This window comes from Pseudoblastomonas marina, from assembly GCF_034374265.1.
GTDB classification, from domain to species: domain Bacteria; phylum Pseudomonadota; class Alphaproteobacteria; order Sphingomonadales; family Sphingomonadaceae; genus Alteriqipengyuania_A; species Alteriqipengyuania_A marina.
This window is the reverse complement of record NZ_CP139718.1, coordinates 693423-710998: the sequence shown is the minus strand read 5'-3', so window position 1 is coordinate 710998 and position 17576 is coordinate 693423. Positions and strand designations below refer to the sequence as shown.

The window sequence follows — 17576 nt, the reverse complement described above, 5'->3', positions numbered from 1 at the left end:
TTCTCCACACATCGTCATCCCCGCGAAGGCGGGGATCCGGGGCGACATAGCGCAAGCCTACCCTGGATCCCCGCCTTCGCGGGGATGACGACTACTGGGGCGGCTCCTCAGCGGCGATTTTGCGCCTCGTGTCGCGGATCGTCGACCACGCGCCGTAGGCGATCAGCGCGGCGAGGAAGATCCACACCCACAGCGGGATGTTCCGCCCGACCACCGCGAGGTAGAGATAGGCCGAGACGAAGAAGAAGCCGGCCAGCATCGTCGGCAGCACGGTCGACTGCCCCGCCCTCGCCCGGCGCACGAGCCAGGCGATGCTGAGGAAGAAGAAGGGAATGGCGCCGACATAGATGCCGCCGAAAATATAGGGGTTTACCCCGTACTCGGCGCCGAGCGAGTGGAAATACTGGTCGATGGCTTCGATCATGGTGAGGGGTTCGTCCCTGGCCGCCGGGCGGTTACAGCAGTTTCTCGATGTCGGCGGCGATCGATGCGGGGGCGACGGTCGGCGGGTACCGGCGGACGACGTTCCCGTCGCGGTCGACCAGGAACTTGGTGAAATTCCACTTGATCGAGGTGGTGCCCATCAGCCCCTTGGCCTCCTCGCGCAGCCACTTGTAGAGCGGCTCGGCATGGTCGCCATTGACCTCGACCTTGGCCATCAGCGGGAAGCTGATGTCGTAGTTGACCGAGCAGAACTCGGCGATCTCCTCGTTCGAGCCCGGCTCCTGTTCGCCGAACTGGTTCGAGGGGAAGCCGAGCACGTCGAAACCCTGCTCGGAATATCTCTCATGAAGTTCCTGCAGCCCCTTGTATTGCGGGGTGAACCCGCACTTGCTCGCCGTGTTGACGATGAGCAGGACCTTGCCCTGCATATCGGCGAGGTCGAGCTTGCTCCCGTCATTGGTGGCGACGGTGAAATCGGCGATCGTAGTCATTGGTCGGTTTCCTTTGCCCGCGGGCGATAGGTCAGGTCGAAACTATCGGTCCAGCTTCGTCCGTGATCGGCGCTCTGCTGCCCGTATTGGCGTACCGAGCCGTCGTCATTGGCGGTGTAGGTCATCCGCACGAGCAGTTTGTTGCCCTCTGGATCGCTCCCCCAATAGCCGGTCAGCACCATCGCGCCCCCCTGATCGTTGGCGACCGGCCCGCCCTCGAAGAACACCCGCCCCGGACGCTGGCCCACCCACAGCTGGTGCCAGGTGCCCGTCGCCGGATCGTAGGCCGAAAGCGAGGATCCGCCCCCGCCCTGCAGCGGCATCCAGGTTTCGCGGATCGCGCAGCCCGTGCTGACCTTCTCGATTCGGCTGGTCGCGACCTGCGCGCCGGTGTCGGGGCGGAACACGTCCCACTCGCCGACCCAGAAGTCGAACGCGGCGTGTTCGTCCGAGTCGCAGCTCGGCGGCGCAGGCGGTGTGGCCACCGGCGCGTCCTGCATCATGGCGGCGAAGGCGAAGGCGAGCGTGAACATGGAACCTCCCTGCTGACGGCACTCAAGCCGCTGGGGAGGCCCGGGTCAATCGGCAGGCGGCAGATTGTCGTGCTGGGCAAGGATCGCGATCTCGTGCGGGCCATAGCGCTTGTCGCCCGATTCCTGGATCGCGTAGTCCTTGCGCTCGTGCTCGGGCAGCGTCTGGACGAAATGGACCAGCTCGGCGAGCGTTCCGCGCCGCAGCCCGTCGAAACCGCCGAGCAAGCCCTGGCCCTCGTCGATCTTGTACAGCGTCGCACGGTCGTCCCAATCGGGATCGGTGAGGTCGGCTGGTTCGGCACGGAAGGTCGTCGGATGGTCGGTCATAGGCGTAAAATTCCTTTCGCCAGACCAACGCGCAGCCGCCGCTTGGGTTTCAGTCCAACTTGCCTTCGTGAAGGCGGACGACGCGGTCCATCTTCGCCGCCAGCCGCTCGTTATGCGTGGCGACGAGCGCGGCGCTCCCCTCCCCGCGCACCAGCCGCAGGAACTCCTCGAGCACCTTGTCCGAAGTGTGTTCGTCGAGATTGCCGGTGGGCTCGTCGGCCAGCACCAGTTCGGGCCGGTTGGCGAGCGCGCGGGCGACCGCGACGCGCTGCTGTTCGCCGCCCGAAAGCTGGCTCGGGCGGTGGTCGAGCCGCGCCCCGAGGCCGAGCGCCTGCAGCAATTCGCGCGCGCGGTCGGCGGCCTCGCCGTCCGATTTGCCGAGCACGAGCTGCGGCATCATCACGTTTTCCATCGCGTTGAAGTCGGGCAGCAGGTGGTGGAACTGGTAGACGAAACCGAGATGGTCGCGGCGCAAGGCCGTCCGGCCCGCCGCATCGACCTTTTCCGCCGCAGTGCCGGCGATCCCGATATGGCCACCGAAGCCGCCTTCGAGCAGTCCGATCGCCTGGAGCATTGTCGACTTGCCCGACCCGGAGGGCCCGAGCAGCGCGACGATCTCGCCCGGCTGGACCTCGAGGTCGACCCCGCGGAGGACTTCGATCGTCACTCCACCCTGCTCGAAACTGCGGGTGACGCCCTTGAGTTCGACGACGGGCGCGATGTTGGTTTGGGCGGGACTATTCATAACGCAGCACCTGCACCGGATCGGTGCTTGCCGCCTTCCACGCCGGGTAAAGCGTGGCGAGGAAGCTGAAAACGAGCGCCATGAACACGATCCCGATCACCTCGGCCGGGTCGGTGCGGCTCGGCAGCTCGGTGAGGAAGCGGACCTCGGGATCCCACAGATTGACGCCGAGCAGCCATTCGATCCCGCGCACGACTCCCTGGCGGAACTCGAGGAAGACGAAGCCGAGCACCACGCCCGCGCCGGTGCCCAGCGCGCCGATCACGAAGCCGGTGGTGACGAAGATCTTGATGAGCGATTTGCGCGAGGCGCCCATGGTCCGCATGATCGCGATGTCGCGGGTCTTGGCGCGCACCAGCATGATCAGGCTGGAGAGGATGTTGAACACCGCGACGAGCACGATGATCGAGAGCACGACGAACATCGCCACCCGCTCGACCGCGAGCGCGCCGAACAACGCCGAATTGATCTGTTTCCAGGTCTGGATCGAGGCGCGCCCGCGCAGCCGCTCGGCGAGCGGATCGAGGGTGGTCTGGACGGTTTCGGCGTCCTCGGTCTTGATCTCGATATTGTTGACCGCATCGCCCATCAGCAAGAGCGTCTGCGCTTCCTCGATCGGCATGACGACGAACAACTCGTCGTACTGGTGAACGCCGATCTCGATGATCGCGACGACTTCGTAGCCGATCTGGCGCGGGACCGTGCCGAACGGCGTCGAGCGGCCCTGCGGGTTGATGATCGTGATCGTCGAACCGAGTCGCGCGCCGAGGTTTTCCGCCAGCCGCGCGCCGATCGCGACCCGGCGTTCGCCCGGCTGGAGGTCGGACAGGTCGCCGAGGATCACGTTTTCCTCGAGCCGCTTCAAGTCCCCCGGCTCGTTGCCGCGCACGAGGATGCCGCGCGCGATGCCCTGGTTGCTGGCGAGCAGCGGCTGTTCGATCAGCGGCGAAGCGCGGGTGACGCCGGGCGTCTCGCGCGCCTCTTCGAGTACGTCGCGCCAGTCCTCGATCTTGCCCGAATAGCCCTGCACGATCGCGTGGCCATTCAATCCAACGATCTTGTCGAGGAGTTCGGCGCGGAACCCGTTCATCACGCTCATCACGATGATCAGAGCGGCGACGCCGAGCATCACCGCGACGAGGCTGATCGCCCCGACAAGGGTGATGAACGCCTCGCTGCGCCCGGGGACCATATAGCGCTTGGCCACGGTCCATTCGAAAGGGGATAGGATCACTTGCGTCGTCTCATGCGGCGTTGGAGCCCTGCCCTAGAGCGCACGCCATGAACGCGCAACAACCCGTCTCACTGCACTTGTAATAGTACTGCAACATCGCCATTGGCTGCGGCGCGCGCACAAACACCACAGGACAGGGCTACCGACGGGCATGGACCTACCCCACCCCTTCGAAAGCGACGACGACACGCTGCACGAGGAATGCGGCGTCTTCGGCGCGATCGCATTGGACGATGCCGCCGCGGCTACGGCGCTCGGCCTCCACGCCCTCCAGCATCGCGGCCAGGAAGCCGCGGGTATCGTGAGTTTCGACGGACAGGAATTCTATGCCCGGCGCGGTTCCGGCCATGTCGCTGAGAATTTCTCCGCGCCCGAGGCGATCGCATCGCTGCCGGGCACGATGGCCGCGGGCCACGTGCGTTATTCGACCACCGGCGGCGCCGGGCTGCGCAACGTGCAGCCGCTTTATGCCGAACTCGCCGCGGGCGGGTTCGCGATCGCGCATAACGGCAATATTTCCAACTCGCTTCATCTGAGGCGCGAGCTGGTGAAGAGCGGGGCGATCTTCCAGTCGACCTCCGATACCGAGGTGATCATCCACCTCGTCGCCACCAGCCGCTATCCCTCGACCCTCGAACGGCTGGTCGATGCGTTGCGCCTCGTCGAGGGCGCCTATGCCCTGATCGTGATGACGCCGAAGGGCATGATCGCCTGCCGCGATCCGCTGGGCGTGCGTCCGCTGGTGATGGGTCGGATGGGAGACGGCTATGTCTTCGCCTCCGAAAGCGTGGCGCTGGACGTCATCGGCGCCGAGTTCGAGCGCGAGGTCGATCCGGGCGAGATGATCGAAATCACGCTGGATGGCGAGCTGAAGAGCCACCGTCCCTTCGGCCAGCACAGCCCCCGACCCTGCATCTTCGAACATGTCTATTTCAGCCGCCCGGACAGCATCTTCACCGGCCGTTCGGTATATGAGGCGCGCAAGGAAATCGGAGTCGAACTGGCGCGCGAAAAGCCGGTCGAGGCCGATCTGGTGATTCCCGTGCCCGATAGCGGCGTGCCCGCCGCGATCGGTTATGCCCAGGAAAGCGGCATCCCGTTCGAGCTCGGCATTATCCGCTCGCACTATGTCGGGCGCACCTTCATCCAGCCGGGCGACGCCAATCGCCATTCCTCGGTCAAGCGCAAGCACAACGCCAATCGCCGCCTCGTCGAGGGCAAGCGGATCGTGCTGATCGACGACAGCATCGTGCGCGGTACCACCAGCCTCAAGATCGTGCAGATGATGCGCGATGCGGGCGCGAAGGAAGTCCATTTCCGCGTCGCCAGCCCGCCCACCGCGCATAGCTGCTATTACGGCGTCGACACGCCCGAACGCTCCAAACTCCTCGCCGCGCAGATGGACGTCGAGCCGATGCGCGAATTCATCCACGCGGACAGCCTCGCCTTCATCTCGATCGACGGCCTCTACCGAGCGGTCGGGGCCGAGAAACGCAACAATGGTTGTCCCCAATTCTGCGACGCCTGCTTCACCGGCGATTACCCCACCTCGCTGACCGACGCCTCCGAGCGTGACGATCCGCAGCTGTCGCTCCCCGTAGGAAAAGTCGCTTGAGCAAGAAATTCGACGGCCAGCTGGCCCTGGTCACCGGCGCGAGCCGCGGGATCGGCGCGGCCACCGCACTCGCCCTCGCCAAGGAAGGCGCGCATGTCGTGCTCACCGCGCGCGATGCCAAGGCCCTGGAAGAGGTCGAGGAACAGATCCACGAGGCCGGCGGCGCCGCCACCATCGCCCCGCTCGACCTTGCCGAGGCCAATTCGATCGGGCTGCTCGCGCATTCGATCGGCGAGCGCTGGGGCAAGCTCGACATGCTGGTGATCAACGCCGCCTACCTGCCGATGCTGAGCCCGGTGAACGACATCGACCAGAAGGATTTCGGCAAGGCGATCACGCTCAACATCCTCGCCACGCAGGCGCTGATCGCGCATTTCGACGGGCTGCTGAAGAAGGCCGACGATGGCCGCGTGGTCGGGCTCACGAGCTCGGTCGGGGCCGCTCCGCGCGCCTATTGGAGTGCCTACGGCTCGACCAAGGCGGCGATGGACAACCTCCTCGAAAGCTACGCCCAGGAAACCGCCAAGCTGTCGCGCCCGGTGCGCGTCGCGATCGTCGATCCGGGCCGCACGCGCACGCGGATGCGCGCCAAGGCCTATCCGGGCGAGGACCCGAAGACGCTCAAGGCACCCGAGGTGGTCGCCGACGAGCTGGTTGCCTTGCTTTCCTCCGGGTTCCAAACGGGCACGCGGATCGCCGTTAACCCTGACTGACAACCTCACGGTAACGTCGAACGCTCCACACTCGGTTCGAACGTCGCGATAGGGTCGCGGCCAAGTACAATCTCCGATGGAGTCGGATCATGGTCGACAGCTTCGCTGAAGGCGCAACCAAACGCTACGAGACGACGGCGCAGGAAGATCGCTGCGCTCCCCGCGCGCGGGTACAGATACCCGCACGGCTGCGGATGTCGGGGGCGAACCGCTTCGAAACCGTGGTCCACGACCTGTCGCTCGCCGGGTTCTCGGCCGCGGCGGTCAGCCGGGTGCATCCCGGCACGGTCTGCTGGCTGACGCTGCCGGGGCTCGAATCGCTCCAGTGCGAAGTGGTGTGGTGGCGCGATTGCCTCGTCGGCTGCGCGTTCGACCAGCTGCTAAATCCCGCCGTGCTCGAAAGCGTCCTCGGCGGCTACAGCGCGCCGCGCGAGTTCCGCAGCCTCGCCTGACCGCGACTAGCGCGCCCCTGCGGCGACCAGCTGGGCGGCCAGGGCAAGCCGGGCCTGGCTGAATTCGCGTCCGGTTGCCTTGGGCCAGTTCGACACGATCGCGATCACCATCTCCTGTTCGGGCAGGATCGTGATCGACTGGCCGAAAATCCCCTGCGCGCCGTAACCGACCGGATAGGTCCACCACTGGTAGCCGTAGCCGAACCCGCCGCCGAACTCGCTCGTCGGGGTCACCGATTCGTCGAACCAGCCGGCGGGCACCACGCCCTCCCCGCCTTCGAGCACGAACTGGCCGAAGCGGGCATAGTCCGACAGGCGGAGCGACAGGCAGCACCCGCCGATGCTGCCGCCGGTGAGGTCCTGCATCCAGAACAGCTTCCCGGCGAAGCCTGCCGGTTCGACCAGCTTCAGATTGGCATATTCGGCCAACGACATGTCGACCGCCTCTTCGACGATCAGGCCGAGGAGGTTGGTCTCGAGCGTCTTGTAGACCCATTTTTCGCCCGCCGGTGCCTCGCGGCTGAGCGTCCTGGCGTAGGTCACCGCCTGCGATTCGCCCGCGACCGGCGCGATCGCGAGCATCTGGGCGACGTCGCTCTCGGGGTCGGAATAGTTCTCGTCCCACGCCACCCCGCTGGTCATGGTCGCGACCTGGCCGACGGTGACGCCGTCATATGCGGTGTCGGCGAGCCCCGGCACGTAGCGCGTGACCGGATCGTCCACGCTGGCGATCGCACCGTCGGCGATCGCGGCGCCGAGCAGGGTCGAGGTGAAGCTCTTGGCGACCGAGAAGCTCGTCCAGCGGTCGGTGGGGGTCATGCCGAGCGCGTAATTCTCATAGCGCACCTGGCCGTCCTGCAGCACCATGATCCCGGCGGTACCGTTGGTGCCGAGATAGGCATCAAGCGCCCCTCGCGTCGCCGCATCGAAGGGCTCCCCGCGCGCGAGCATGCGCGGATTGGCCGCGGCGGCCACTTCCTGTCCTGCGAAATAGGCCTCCATGGCGCGGAATCGTTTCGCGCGCGTCGCGTCGTCCCAGAACAGCGGCCCGCCATCGTCCTGAGACACCGACGTGGCCGGCGTGACCTGAATCACCGCCGGGCGGGCATCGTTCGTGCCGCTGTCGAGATCGGCAAGCGGCGCACAGGAGGCGAGCGCAAGCGCGCCCAGCGAAAGGATCAATTCGCGCATCGTCATTCCTTGATCAGCGTGACCTGGTGGACGTCGATCCCGCCGCCGCGGAACCCGCCTTCGCAATATTGCAGATAGAACCGCCAGAGGCGGATGAAATCCTCGTCGAACCCGGCGGGGAGCCGTTCTTCCTCGACCGCGCGGTCGAAATTCTCGCGCCACAGCTTCAGCGTCTCGGCATAGTCCTGCCCGAAATCGTGCTGGTCGCGCCATTGGAGACCGCGCTCCTCGGCGAGGCGGCGGAACTCGCTGGTGCGGATCAGCAGACCGCCGGGGAAAATGTAGGCTTGGATGAAATCGGCGCTCTTCGCATAATCGTCGAACAGCTCGTCGCGGATCGAGATGTACTGGATCGCCGCGTGGCCGCCGGGTTTCAGGTTGCGCGCGATGCAATCCATGAAGGTCGGCCAGTATTCGCGGCCCAAAGCCTCGACCATCTCGCACGACATGATCGCATCGTATTGCCCGTCGACGTCGCGATAATCGCGGTGCTGCAGGTCGATCGCGCCGCGTTCCGGCTCCCAATGTGCGCGGCCCCAGGCCAATTGCTCGTCGGACAGGCTGATCCCGGTGACATGCGCGCCGTGGCGCTCGGCGACGCGATCGGCCAGCGCGCCCCAACCGCAGCCGATCTCGAGCACCTGCGCCTCGGCGTTCAGGGCCAGTCGATCGGCGAGCGCATCGAGCTTGGCCCGCTGCATTTCCGCAAGGCCGCCCTCACCCAGCCCGCTCGAATAGACCATCGAGGGGTCAAGCCACTGCGCGTAGAAATCGTTGCCGAGGTCGTAATGCGCCTTGATGTTGCGTTTCGCACCCGCGTGCGAATTGCGGTTGAACAGGTGCGCGAGCCTGAGCAGGTGGCGGAACGGCCCCTTGGCGCGCGCGGTGTCGCCCATGCGCTCGGCATGCTGCATGAACAGCGCGCAGAGCGGGACCGGGTCGGGGCTCCACCATTCGCCCGCTTCGAAGCCCTGGTAGAGACCGACCGAGCCATTGGTGGCGATCCGCACCAGCGCATTCCAGCTCTTCAGTTCGAACGTACATTCGAAACCGGGCGCGCGTCCGCCGAGCATGCGCTTGGTGCCGTCGGGCAAGGTTCCGTGGATCGCTCCGCTGGCGAGCGCGGCATCGATCCGTTCGAGCATCTTTTCGAAAGCGGGGGCGAACAGGCGCGCGATCAGGCCGGGCCTGCGCTCGAAGGCGCGCGAGCGGTCGACCAGCGCCGCTCCCCTGTGGCTCGTCTGAATATCCATCCCGTACCGCGCTATGCCGCGCGAGGCGGGCGCAGACAAGCCGGACTAGGGGATCAGCAGCGAGGAATCGCCGTAGCTGTAGAAGCGGTAGCCCTCGGCAATCGCGTGGGCATAGGTATCGAGCATGCGCTCGCGCCCCATCAGCGCGCTGACCAGCATGACGAGGGTCGACTTGGGAAGGTGGAAATTGGTCATCAGCCCGTCGACCGCGCGAAAACGATAGCCCGGCGTAATGAAGATATCGGTATCGGCGGCGAAGGGCTGGATGATGCCATCCGAATTCGCCGCGCTTTCGAGCGTACGCAGGCTGGTGGTGCCGACCGCGATGATCCGTCCACCCGCCGCGCGTGCGGCGTTGAGCCGCTGGGCGACATCGGCTTCGATGCGCCCCCACTCGGAATGCATCACGTGGTCGTCGGTATCCTCGGCCTTGACCGGCAGGAAGGTGCCTGCGCCGACATGCAGGGTCAGCATTTCGCGCTGCACGCCCTTCGCATCGAGCGCGGTGACGAGTTCGTCGGTGAAGTGCAGCGCCGCGGTGGGCGCGGCGACCGCGCCGTCTTCGGCCGCGAACATGGTCTGGTAGTCCTCGCGGTCGGCCTCGTCGGTTTCGCGCTTGCCCGCGATATAGGGCGGCAGCGGCATGGTGCCCGCGCGCTCGAGCAGGATCTCGACCGGCTCGTCGCCCTCGAAAGCCAGCGTCAGGCTGCCATCCGCATGCCGCGCCTCGGCGATCGCGGTGACCCCGCCGCCGAACACCAGTTGGTCGCCCTCGCGCACGCGCTTGGCGTTGCGGATGAAGGCCTGCCAGCGGCGAAGGTCGAGCCGCTTGTGCAGCGTCGCGCCGATTTTCGCTTCCCCCCGCCGGCCTTCCAGCTGGGCGGGAATGACGCGCGTGTCGTTGAACACCAGCACGTCGCCCTCGCGCAGCAGGTCGGGCAGGTCACGAACCGAGCGGTCGGCGAAGGGGCTGTCGCCTTCGACCACCAGCATCCGCGCCGAATCGCGCGGCCGCGCGGGGCGCAGCGCGATCAGCTCTGGCGGCAGGTCGAAATCGAAATCGGCGACGCGCATGACGCGCGCTTAACTACCCAGCAGGTCCTCGTCGCTCACTTCCGCCTCGATCTGCGGAGCGGCGCGCGGCGCGGGCGGCGGGAGGTTCTGCGAGGCGAGGCTCGCCTGGACGATCGTGGTGGGCTGGGCCGGCGGTTCGCCGCGGTTGATCCCGTCGACATACTGCATGCCGCCGATCACGCGGCCGAAATTGGTGTATTTCCGGTCGAGCGAGAAGCGCGGTTCGAACACGATGAAGAACTGGCTGTTGGCGCTGTCCTCTTCGTTGGCGCGCGCCATCGAGACGGTGCCGCGCAGATGCGGCATGGCATTGAACTCGGCCATCAGGTCGGGCAGCTGCGAGCCGCCCTGCCCGGTCCCGGTCGGATCGCCGCCCTGCGCCATGAAGCCGTCGATCACGCGGTGGAACGGCGTGCCGTTGTAGAAGCCGCGCAGCGTCAGCGCCTTGATCCGCTCGACATGGCCGGGCGCCCAGTCGGGCTTCAACCGGATCGCGACGCGGCCGCCGTTCGACAGGTCGAGCAACCAGATGTTCTCGCGGTCGACGGTCATGTCGGGATTGATCACCGGGTCGAGCGGGCGGTTGATCGCCAGGCGCGCATCGGCGGCGGCCGCGACTTCAGTCTCGGCGGTCTCCTGCGCCTGAGCGGGGATCGTGGTCATCGTAAGCGCGGCAACCGCGCAGATCATCTTGCGGAACATCAATTTGGTCTCTGTCCGGGGAATTTCGTGATGGAGCGTCTTAACCGTGCTTCGCTTGCAGGGCAATGAACGGTGTGGATGACGCTGTGCCGACTCAGTAATCGCCCAGCTGGCCCTTCTCGGCGACCTTGGCGAGCACGTCCTCGCGCACCGCCTCGCTGACGAAGGGGGCGATGTCGCCGCCGAACAGCGCGATTTCCTTAACCAGTTTCGACGCGATCGGCTGCAATGACACGTCGGCCATCAGGAACACCGTCTCGATCTCGTCGTCGATCTGCTGGTTCATGCCCGCCATCTGGTATTCGTATTCGAAATCGGCGACCGCGCGCAGCCCGCGGATGATGACGCTGGCATTCATCTTGTTGGCGAACTTCATCAGCAGCGCGTTGAACCCGACGACCTCGATATTGGCGAGCCCCATCGCCGCCACTTCCCGCTCGACCATCGCGATCCGCTGTTCGGGCGAGAACATCGGGTTCTTCGACGGGTTGGTCGTCACGCCGAGGATCAGCCGGTCGACCAGCTTGCTGCCACGCCGGATGATATCGGCATGGCCGAGCGTGATGGGATCGAAGGTTCCGGGATAGATGCCGATGCGTTCAGTCATTATCGATCCCTTTCCACGATGTACCGAGCAATCGCCCGCAGCAGGTCGGCTTCCTCGCCATAGGCGTTGAGGTGCGAGATCGCCTGGTCGACGAGCATCTGCGCCTGGTCGCGGGCGCGGTCGGGACCGAGCAGCGAGAGGAAGGTGGCTTTCCCTGCTTCCTCGTCCTTTCTCAGCGCTTTACCGGCCTTTTCTTCGTCGCCTTCGAGGTCGAGCAGATCGTCGGCGATCTGGAAGGCGAGACCGATATCTCGGGCATAGCCGTGAAGGTGCGCGCGGCCTTCGGGCGGCACGCGGCCGAGAATCGCGCCGAGTTCGACCGAGGCACCGAGCAGCGCGCCGGTCTTCAATTGCTGGAGCCGGGTGATGGCGTGGAGATCGAACGCCTCGCCCTCCTGCTCGGCCACCATGTCCATCATCTGGCCGCCCGCCATGCCCTCGTGACCGCTCGCACCTGCCAAGGCTGCGACCAGTTCGGCGCGGGTGAAGGGATCGCCGGTCATGTTGGGGCTGGCGAGGATCTCGAATGCCAGCGCGTGGAGCGAATCGCCCGCCAGCACCGCGGTCGCCTCGTCGAACGCCTTGTGCAGCGTCGGCTTGCCGTGACGCAGCGCATCGTCGTCCATGCAGGGAAGGTCGTCGTGGATCAGCGAATAGACGTGGATCGCCTCGACCGCGATTCCCGCGCGCAAGGCGGTCGCGCGCGGGACCTTGAACAACGAGGCGGTCGCGGTGACCAGCAGCGGGCGCAACCTCTTGCCGCCGCCGATCGCGGCATAGCGCATCGCTTCGACCAGCCGCGCGCGCTGGTCCTGCGGCACGGGCAGGAAGCTGTCGAAACCGGCATCGACGTCGCGCTGGATGTCTTCGAGCGCGCCGGTCAGCAGGGTGTCGTTGGCGACGATTTCCATCTTCATTCGGGATCGAGCGGGACGGTGCCCGTCGCGCGGCCCTCGGAATCGGTAACGATCTTCTCGATCCGCGCCTGCGCCGCGTCGAGCCGCTTCTGGCAATGTGCGCGCAGCGCCTCGCCGCGTTCGTAGAGGTCGATCGACTGATCGAGCGGCACTTCGCCGCCTTCCAGCTTGCGCATCACGTCCTCGAGCGCGCGCAGCGCATCCTCGAAGCTCATTTCGGCGATATCGGGTTTCTCGTCTGCCATCGCGGGCGAGCATTGACGGCCCGCAAGTGGCGGGTCAAGCATGGGCGCAACAACAGGAGCATGCGCGGATGAAGTGGATCGTCGCCTATCTCGGCACCGGGCTCGCCTTCGGACTGCTCGACGCGCTGTGGCTGCGCTGGGCGGGACCCAATTTCTACCGCCCGCGGCTGGGCGACATCCTCGCCGAGTCGTTCCGCATGGGCCCCGCGCTAGTCTTCTACCTGCTCTATATTGCGGGCGTGGTATGGTTCGCGGTGCGTCCCGCCTTGGCCGGGGATATCGCCGCCGCCGCGCTCAACGGGGCCTTGCTCGGCGGGCTTTGTTACGCGACGTACGACCTCACCAGCCAGGCGGTGTTGAAACAATGGTCGACCACGGTCACAGTGGCCGACATCGCCTGGGGGGCCTTCGCAACGGCAATGGCCGCCGCGGCGGGGGCATGGGCGATCAGGGCATTCGCCTGACAGCAGGAACCGGGGGACCGTAAAAGCATGTTTATCGGACATTGGGCACCGGCACTGGCAGCGGCCGCCTCGACCAAGCGGGCGCCCAAGCTCGGCACGCTGTTCGTCGCCGCTCAACTGGTCGACTGGGCGTTCTTCACCCTCGCGCTGTTGGGGGTGGAAAAGATGCGGATCGACGAAGGCGCGAGCGCGCTGGTCCCGTTCGACCTCTACTACATGCCCTACACGCACAGCCTGCTGGGGACGGTGGGCTTCGCGCTGGCCTTCGGGCTGTTTGTGCTGTGGCTGACCAAGAACCAGACCGGCGCGGTGATCGCGATGCTGGTCGTGGTTTCGCACTGGTTCGTCGACTGGCTGGTCCACGTCCCCGACCTGACGCTCGCGGGCGGCGAAACGAAGCTCGGTCTGGGCCTTTGGAACGAGCCCGTGATCGCGATCGTACTCGAGCTCTCGATCACCGCGCTCGCCTTCTCGTGGTACATCCGCAGCACCAAGGGGCCGATCGTGCCGCCGATCGTGCTCGGCGTGGTGCTGGTGCTGCTGCAGGCGATCAACTGGTTCGCGCCGCCCCCGGAAGCGGCGGGCCCCTCGCTCTATATCGGCGCGATGATCGCCTTCGCGATCGTGACGCTGGCGGCGTGGTGGGTCGGCTCGACCCGCTGGCACCGCAGCCAGGTCGGCCTCGCGGTTTCGAGCTGAGGGGGGCACGCGATGGCGAGCGAGAAGAAACCCGTCGATTACGCCCCGCCGTCCGACTTCACGCCCGCCGAGTGCGAACGTTCGTGGAGCCACGCGCTGCACGAGGAGAACGTGTTCAACGAGCGGCTCAATTTCTTCCTTCTCGCGCAGGCCATGCTGCTGGTGTTCTACGCCACCGCGATCGCCGACGTCTCGCGCTGGACGCTGGTCGCGATCAGCGCCTGCGGCGTGGTGCTCACGGTGTTCTGGCTGCTGATCAATATCCGGCAGGCGGGCGACCTCGAGGATGCGAAGCGGCGGATGAAGGAATGCCTGCCCGATTATGCCGAATACTGCCGGAGATCCTCCGAGGAACGCGGGTTTTACCGCAATTTGCTTCCGGTGCTCAGCCATGGGGTGCCGCTGGTGGTCGGACTGATCTGGGTCGCGCTGCTGATCGAGGAATTGTTCCCCATCCTCGCGCGCTAGGGCGGTGACAGATCGCGCGCGCGGTATTAAGGCGCGGCGCATGCCAAACACCGCCGACACCATCACCCCGAAGATCACCGACGAAATCGTCGCCCAGCACGGGCTCAGCCCCGAAGAATACGAGCGCGTGCTCCACGCGCTCGGTCGCGAGCCCAACCTCGTGGAACTGGGCATCTTCTCGGTCATGTGGTCCGAGCACTGCTCTTACAAGAGCAGCCGCCTGCACCTGAAGAAACTGCCGACCGAGGCGGAATGGGTGATCTGCGGCCCGGGCGAGAACGCCGGCGTGATCGATATCGGCGACGGCCAGGCGGCGATCTTCAAGATGGAGAGCCACAACCACCCGTCCTACATCGAACCCTACCAGGGCGCGGCGACCGGCGTCGGCGGGATCCTGCGCGACGTCTTCACCATGGGCGCGCGCCCGGTGGCCAACGCCAACGCGCTGCGCTTCGGGCGGCCCGACCACCCCAAGATGAAGCACCTCGTCCAGGGCGTGGTCGCGGGAATCGGCGGCTACGGCAATTGCGTCGGCGTGCCGACCGTCGCGGGCGAGACCAATTTCCACCCGGCATACGACGGCAACATCCTCGTCAACGCGATGACGGTGGGCGTCGCCGATGCCGACAAGATCTTCTATTCGGCCGCCACCGGCGTCGGCAATCCGATCGTCTATGTCGGATCGAAGACCGGGCGCGACGGGATCCACGGCGCGACCATGGCCTCGACCGATTTCGAGGAAGACGCCGAGGCCAAGCGCCCCACCGTTCAGGTCGGCGACCCGTTCACCGAAAAGCTGCTGATCGAGGCCTGCCTCGAACTGATGGCGACCGACGCGATCGTCGCGATCCAGGACATGGGCGCGGCGGGCCTGACCTCCTCCTCCGTCGAGATGGCGACCAACGGCAAGGCCGGCATCCGGCTCGACATGGACCAGGTCCCCTGCCGCGAAGAGGGCATGACCCCCTACGAGATGATGCTGAGCGAGAGCCAGGAGCGCATGCTCATGGTCCTGAAGCCCGGCAAGGAAGAGATGGCGGCCAAGATCTTCGAGAAATGGGAGCTCGATTTCGCGGTCATCGGCGAGGTCACCGATACCCAGCACATGGTGCTCGAGTTCGGCGGCGAGGTCGTCTGCGACATTCCGCTCGGTCCGCTCGCCGCCGATGCGCCCGAATACGACCGCCCCTATCTGAGCCGCGCCGAATACACCGAATGGGCGGGGATCAAGCCGATGGCGAACCGTCCCGACAGCGACGACGTGCGCGGCGACCTGCTCAAGCTGCTCGCCTCGCCCAACCTCGCCAGCAAGCGCTGGATTTCGGAACAGTATGACAGCCAGGTCGGTGCCGACACGCTCCAGACCGGCGGCGATGCCGGCGTGGTGCGCGTCCACGGCACGAAGAAGGCGCTCGCGATCAGCACCGATTGCACCCCGCGCTACGTCCACGCCGATCCCTACGAGGGCGGCAAGCAGGCGATCGCCGAGGCCTATCGCAACCTCTGCGCGGTCGGCGCGCGCCCGCTGGCGGTGACCAACTGCCTCAATTTCGCCAATCCGCAGCGGCCCGAGATCATGGCGCAGTTCGTCCACGCGCTCGAAGGCATGGGCGATGCCTGCCGCGCACTCGATTTCCCGATCGTGAGCGGCAACGTCTCGCTCTACAACGAGAGCAAGGCGACCGGCGGCGGTTCGGCGATCCTGCCCACCCCGGCGATCGGCGGGGTCGGCATCATCGCGGATTACGACGCGATGGCGACCATGCCGTTCAAATCCGAAGGCGACGCGATCTACCTCGTCGCCCCCGAATTCTGGTCGCGCCCCGATCCGACCCGCTCGCATCTGGGCAAGTCGCTGTGGCTGTCGGTGGTGCATGGCCGCGACGAAGGTCGCGCGCCGCCGGTTGATCTCGCCGCCGAACGCGGCGCGGGCCAGATCGTGCGCCGCCTGATCGAGGAAGGCGTGGTCAACGCGGTCCACGACATTTCCGACGGCGGCCTCGCGGTCGCGCTTGCCGAGATGGCGCTGGGCGGCAATCGCGGTGCCGACGTCCGCGCGAGCGAGGACTATACGTCCGCGCAGTGGTGGTTCGGCGAGGACCAGGCCCGCTACGTGATCACCGTACCGGCGGACAAGGTCGACGCGTTCAACCGGCTCGTCGCCGAGGGTCCCGAGACCGACGAGGCCGAGTGGGTCGGCTTCCACCGCATCGGCACGGTCGGCGGCGACAGCCTGCTCGGCGCCTCGCTCGAAGATCTGCGCGAAGCCCATCGCAGCTTCTTCCGCGACTGGATGGAGGCCTGAGCGAGATGCCGGCGGGATATTCGGAAACACCGCTGGCGAAGAAGCTCAACCTGCGTGACGGGCAGACCTGCTGGTTCGACGGGATGCCCGAGAACCTTCAGGACGAGATCGGCGAATACGCACTCTCGCTCCATTTCGTCGGCGAACCCTGCGAGGGGCTCAATGCCGCGCATATCTTCGTAACCACGGCCGAGACGCTCGCAAACCGGCTCGAAACGCTGCGCGACGTGCTTGCGCCCGATGGGCAGGTCTGGGTCAGCTGGCCCAAGCAGGCCTCGGGCGTCGAGACCGAAATCGGCGAGCACGAGGTCCGCGCCGCCGGGCTCGCGCTCGGCTTCGTCGACACCAAGAAATGCGCGGTCGACGAGACCTGGTCGGGGCTCAAGCTCGTGATCCGCAAGGAGTTGAGATGAGCGAAAGGCATCATCCCTACCCTGCCCTGCCCGAGTTTTCGGACGAGGAAAGGGTGGCGCGGGCGAAGGCGGTGTTCGATCGATTGAAGACCCGCCGTTCGTGCCGCGCTTTCAGCGCTGCGCCCGTCCCCCGTGAGGTGATCGAAAACGCGATCCGCGCGGCAGGGACCGCGCCCAACGGCGCCAACCACCAGCCGTGGCATTTCGTCGCGATTTCCTCGCCCGAGACCAAGCGCGCGATCCGCGAGGCGGCCGAGGCCGAGGAACGCCGCTTCTACGGCGCCGACGGGGACAAGCCCAAGGCGAGCGAGGAATGGCTCGGCGCGCTCGACCCGATCGGGACCGACGAGCACAAGCCGTTCCTCGAAACCGCGCCATGGCTCGTCGTCTGCTTCGCCCAACGCAAGGGCGGGATCGAGGAAGACGGCAAGACGCAGAACTACTACGTCAACGAAAGCGTCGGGATCGCCTGCGGGATGCTGATTTCGACGCTGCACGAGGCCGGGCTGGCGACGCTGACCCACACCCCCTCGCCGATGGGCTTCCTGCGCGAAATCTGCGGCCGTCCCGAGTGGGAAAAGCCGCTGATGATCGTGGTCGTCGGACACCCGGCAGCCGACGCGACGGTGCCCGAGCACGCGTTGAGGAAAAAACCGCTCGACCAGATTTCGAGCTGGATTTGAG

22 protein-coding genes are annotated in these 17576 nt (G+C 66.3%); 9 read left to right on the top strand and 13 right to left on the bottom strand.

The window, feature by feature from the left end; translation table 11 throughout:
* Positions 1-91: 91 nt before the first annotated feature.
* The 6 genes from T8S45_RS03450 to T8S45_RS03425 are packed head-to-tail and all read right to left on the bottom strand — an operon-like array spanning position 92 to position 3774.
* A complete protein-coding gene (locus tag T8S45_RS03450) occupies positions 92-424 on the bottom strand; it encodes a hypothetical protein (protein ID WP_322294689.1) in 333 nt (110 codons plus the stop codon).
* Between the two features lie 31 nt (positions 425-455).
* Positions 456-935, bottom strand: coding sequence for a glutathione peroxidase (locus T8S45_RS03445; RefSeq protein WP_322294688.1), 480 nt, complete (start codon positions 933-935; stop codon positions 456-458).
* Positions 932-1468 carry a hypothetical protein gene (locus tag T8S45_RS03440; protein WP_322294687.1) on the bottom strand — a complete coding sequence of 179 codons (537 nt, stop codon included), beginning with the start codon at positions 1466-1468 and terminating at the stop codon, positions 932-934. Before T8S45_RS03440 ends, T8S45_RS03445 begins: the two co-directional genes overlap by 4 nt.
* 45 nt (positions 1469-1513) lie before the next feature.
* Positions 1514-1795: a hypothetical protein gene (locus T8S45_RS03435; RefSeq protein WP_188641639.1), complete on the bottom strand. Its 282-nt coding sequence runs from the start codon at positions 1793-1795 to the stop codon at positions 1514-1516.
* 49 nt (positions 1796-1844) lie between these two features.
* A complete protein-coding gene (locus T8S45_RS03430; protein ID WP_188641638.1) occupies positions 1845-2540 on the bottom strand; it encodes an ABC transporter ATP-binding protein in 696 nt (231 codons plus the stop codon).
* Positions 2533-3774, bottom strand: a complete 1242-nt coding sequence (locus T8S45_RS03425) for a lipoprotein-releasing ABC transporter permease subunit (RefSeq protein ID WP_188641637.1) — start codon at positions 3772-3774, stop codon at positions 2533-2535. The genes T8S45_RS03430 and T8S45_RS03425 overlap by 8 nt, the downstream gene beginning before the upstream one ends.
* A 151-nt stretch (positions 3775-3925) precedes the next feature.
* Here T8S45_RS03425 and purF point away from each other — a divergent pair, with 151 nt between their 5' ends.
* From purF to T8S45_RS03410, 3 genes are all read left to right on the top strand, one after another.
* Complete coding sequence (gene purF, locus T8S45_RS03420) at positions 3926-5389, top strand: amidophosphoribosyltransferase (protein WP_322294686.1); 1464 nt, start codon at positions 3926-3928, stop codon at positions 5387-5389.
* Entirely contained in the window at positions 5386-6102 is a 717-nt protein-coding gene (locus tag T8S45_RS03415) for an SDR family NAD(P)-dependent oxidoreductase (protein ID WP_188641635.1), read from the top strand. Before purF ends, T8S45_RS03415 begins: the two co-directional genes overlap by 4 nt.
* An 89-nt stretch (positions 6103-6191) precedes the next feature.
* Positions 6192-6554 carry a PilZ domain-containing protein gene (locus tag T8S45_RS03410; RefSeq protein WP_188641634.1) on the top strand — a complete coding sequence of 121 codons (363 nt, stop codon included), beginning with the start codon at positions 6192-6194 and terminating at the stop codon, positions 6552-6554.
* 6 nt (positions 6555-6560) lie between these two features.
* Here the strand turns inward: T8S45_RS03410 and T8S45_RS03405 are convergent, their stop codons facing one another.
* The 7 genes from T8S45_RS03405 to T8S45_RS03375 form a co-directional block, all read right to left on the bottom strand.
* Positions 6561-7745: a serine hydrolase domain-containing protein gene (locus T8S45_RS03405; RefSeq protein ID WP_322294685.1), complete on the bottom strand. Its 1185-nt coding sequence runs from the start codon at positions 7743-7745 to the stop codon at positions 6561-6563.
* A 2-nt stretch (positions 7746-7747) separates the two neighbouring features.
* Positions 7748-8998, bottom strand: coding sequence for an SAM-dependent methyltransferase (locus tag T8S45_RS03400; RefSeq protein WP_322294684.1), 1251 nt, complete (start codon positions 8996-8998; stop codon positions 7748-7750).
* A 45-nt stretch (positions 8999-9043) separates the two neighbouring features.
* Positions 9044-10072 (bottom strand): tRNA preQ1(34) S-adenosylmethionine ribosyltransferase-isomerase QueA, encoded by a 1029-nt coding sequence (queA, locus tag T8S45_RS03395; RefSeq protein ID WP_322294683.1) that lies wholly within the window; start codon positions 10070-10072, stop codon positions 9044-9046.
* Between the two features lie 9 nt (positions 10073-10081).
* The gene (locus T8S45_RS03390; protein WP_188641630.1) at positions 10082-10774 is read right to left on the bottom strand and encodes a peptidylprolyl isomerase; all 693 of its coding nucleotides are present in this window, start codon (positions 10772-10774) and stop codon (positions 10082-10084) included.
* Positions 10775-10868: 94 nt separating this feature from the next.
* Complete coding sequence (gene coaD, locus T8S45_RS03385; RefSeq protein ID WP_322294682.1) at positions 10869-11381, bottom strand: pantetheine-phosphate adenylyltransferase; 513 nt, start codon at positions 11379-11381, stop codon at positions 10869-10871.
* Entirely contained in the window at positions 11381-12292 is a 912-nt protein-coding gene (locus tag T8S45_RS03380) for a polyprenyl synthetase family protein (RefSeq protein ID WP_188643095.1), read from the bottom strand. The genes coaD and T8S45_RS03380 overlap by 1 nt, the downstream gene beginning before the upstream one ends.
* Before the next feature lie 2 nt (positions 12293-12294).
* Positions 12295-12543 carry an exodeoxyribonuclease VII small subunit gene (locus tag T8S45_RS03375; protein ID WP_322294681.1) on the bottom strand — a complete coding sequence of 83 codons (249 nt, stop codon included), beginning with the start codon at positions 12541-12543 and terminating at the stop codon, positions 12295-12297.
* A 68-nt stretch (positions 12544-12611) separates the two neighbouring features.
* On the opposite strand from T8S45_RS03375, the gene T8S45_RS03370 reads away from it, so the two are divergent.
* Genes T8S45_RS03370 through T8S45_RS03345 form a run of 6 tightly spaced genes read left to right on the top strand, consistent with a single transcriptional unit; the run spans position 12612 to position 17575 of the window.
* Positions 12612-13007 (top strand): DUF2177 family protein, encoded by a 396-nt coding sequence (locus tag T8S45_RS03370; RefSeq protein ID WP_188641627.1) that lies wholly within the window; start codon positions 12612-12614, stop codon positions 13005-13007.
* Positions 13008-13034: 27 nt separating this feature from the next.
* Complete coding sequence (locus T8S45_RS03365) at positions 13035-13706, top strand: hypothetical protein (RefSeq protein WP_322294680.1); 672 nt, start codon at positions 13035-13037, stop codon at positions 13704-13706.
* A 12-nt stretch (positions 13707-13718) separates the two neighbouring features.
* The gene (locus T8S45_RS03360; protein WP_322294679.1) at positions 13719-14174 is read left to right on the top strand and encodes a RipA family octameric membrane protein; all 456 of its coding nucleotides are present in this window, start codon (positions 13719-13721) and stop codon (positions 14172-14174) included.
* Between the two features lie 40 nt (positions 14175-14214).
* The gene (gene purL / locus T8S45_RS03355; protein WP_322294678.1) at positions 14215-16479 is read left to right on the top strand and encodes a phosphoribosylformylglycinamidine synthase subunit PurL; all 2265 of its coding nucleotides are present in this window, start codon (positions 14215-14217) and stop codon (positions 16477-16479) included.
* 5 nt (positions 16480-16484) lie between these two features.
* A complete protein-coding gene (locus T8S45_RS03350; RefSeq protein WP_322294677.1) occupies positions 16485-16892 on the top strand; it encodes a DUF3052 family protein in 408 nt (135 codons plus the stop codon).
* Positions 16889-17575, top strand: a complete 687-nt coding sequence (locus T8S45_RS03345; RefSeq protein ID WP_322294676.1) for a nitroreductase family protein — start codon at positions 16889-16891, stop codon at positions 17573-17575. Before T8S45_RS03350 ends, T8S45_RS03345 begins: the two co-directional genes overlap by 4 nt.
* Position 17576 lies beyond the last annotated feature (1 nt).

Excerpts from the sequence above, each read along its gene's own strand:
- purL (WP_322294678.1), top strand. The coding sequence starts at position 14,215 with ATGCCAAACACCGCCGACACCATCACCCCGAAGATCACCGACGAAATC.
- T8S45_RS03435 (WP_188641639.1), bottom strand. The coding sequence starts at position 1,795 with ATGACCGACCATCCGACGACCTTCCGTGCCGAACCAGCCGACCTCACC.
- purF (WP_322294686.1), top strand. The coding sequence starts at position 3,926 with ATGGACCTACCCCACCCCTTCGAAAGCGACGACGACACGCTGCACGAG.
- T8S45_RS03390 (WP_188641630.1), bottom strand. The coding sequence starts at position 10,774 with ATGTTCCGCAAGATGATCTGCGCGGTTGCCGCGCTTACGATGACCACG.
- T8S45_RS03375 (WP_322294681.1), bottom strand. The coding sequence starts at position 12,543 with ATGGCAGACGAGAAACCCGATATCGCCGAAATGAGCTTCGAGGATGCG.
- queA (WP_322294683.1), bottom strand. The coding sequence starts at position 10,072 with ATGCGCGTCGCCGATTTCGATTTCGACCTGCCGCCAGAGCTGATCGCG.
- T8S45_RS03445 (WP_322294688.1), bottom strand. The coding sequence starts at position 935 with ATGACTACGATCGCCGATTTCACCGTCGCCACCAATGACGGGAGCAAG.
- T8S45_RS03410 (WP_188641634.1), top strand. The coding sequence starts at position 6,192 with ATGGTCGACAGCTTCGCTGAAGGCGCAACCAAACGCTACGAGACGACG.
- coaD (WP_322294682.1), bottom strand. The coding sequence starts at position 11,381 with ATGACTGAACGCATCGGCATCTATCCCGGAACCTTCGATCCCATCACG.
- T8S45_RS03350 (WP_322294677.1), top strand. The coding sequence starts at position 16,485 with ATGCCGGCGGGATATTCGGAAACACCGCTGGCGAAGAAGCTCAACCTG.
- T8S45_RS03440 (WP_322294687.1), bottom strand. The coding sequence starts at position 1,468 with ATGTTCACGCTCGCCTTCGCCTTCGCCGCCATGATGCAGGACGCGCCG.
- T8S45_RS03345 (WP_322294676.1), top strand. The coding sequence starts at position 16,889 with ATGAGCGAAAGGCATCATCCCTACCCTGCCCTGCCCGAGTTTTCGGAC.
- T8S45_RS03450 (WP_322294689.1), bottom strand. The coding sequence starts at position 424 with ATGATCGAAGCCATCGACCAGTATTTCCACTCGCTCGGCGCCGAGTAC.
- T8S45_RS03370 (WP_188641627.1), top strand. The coding sequence starts at position 12,612 with ATGAAGTGGATCGTCGCCTATCTCGGCACCGGGCTCGCCTTCGGACTG.
- T8S45_RS03360 (WP_322294679.1), top strand. The coding sequence starts at position 13,719 with ATGGCGAGCGAGAAGAAACCCGTCGATTACGCCCCGCCGTCCGACTTC.
- T8S45_RS03365 (WP_322294680.1), top strand. The coding sequence starts at position 13,035 with ATGTTTATCGGACATTGGGCACCGGCACTGGCAGCGGCCGCCTCGACC.
- T8S45_RS03380 (WP_188643095.1), bottom strand. The coding sequence starts at position 12,292 with ATGGAAATCGTCGCCAACGACACCCTGCTGACCGGCGCGCTCGAAGAC.
- T8S45_RS03430 (WP_188641638.1), bottom strand. The coding sequence starts at position 2,540 with ATGAATAGTCCCGCCCAAACCAACATCGCGCCCGTCGTCGAACTCAAG.
- T8S45_RS03405 (WP_322294685.1), bottom strand. The coding sequence starts at position 7,745 with ATGCGCGAATTGATCCTTTCGCTGGGCGCGCTTGCGCTCGCCTCCTGT.
- T8S45_RS03400 (WP_322294684.1), bottom strand. The coding sequence starts at position 8,998 with ATGGATATTCAGACGAGCCACAGGGGAGCGGCGCTGGTCGACCGCTCG.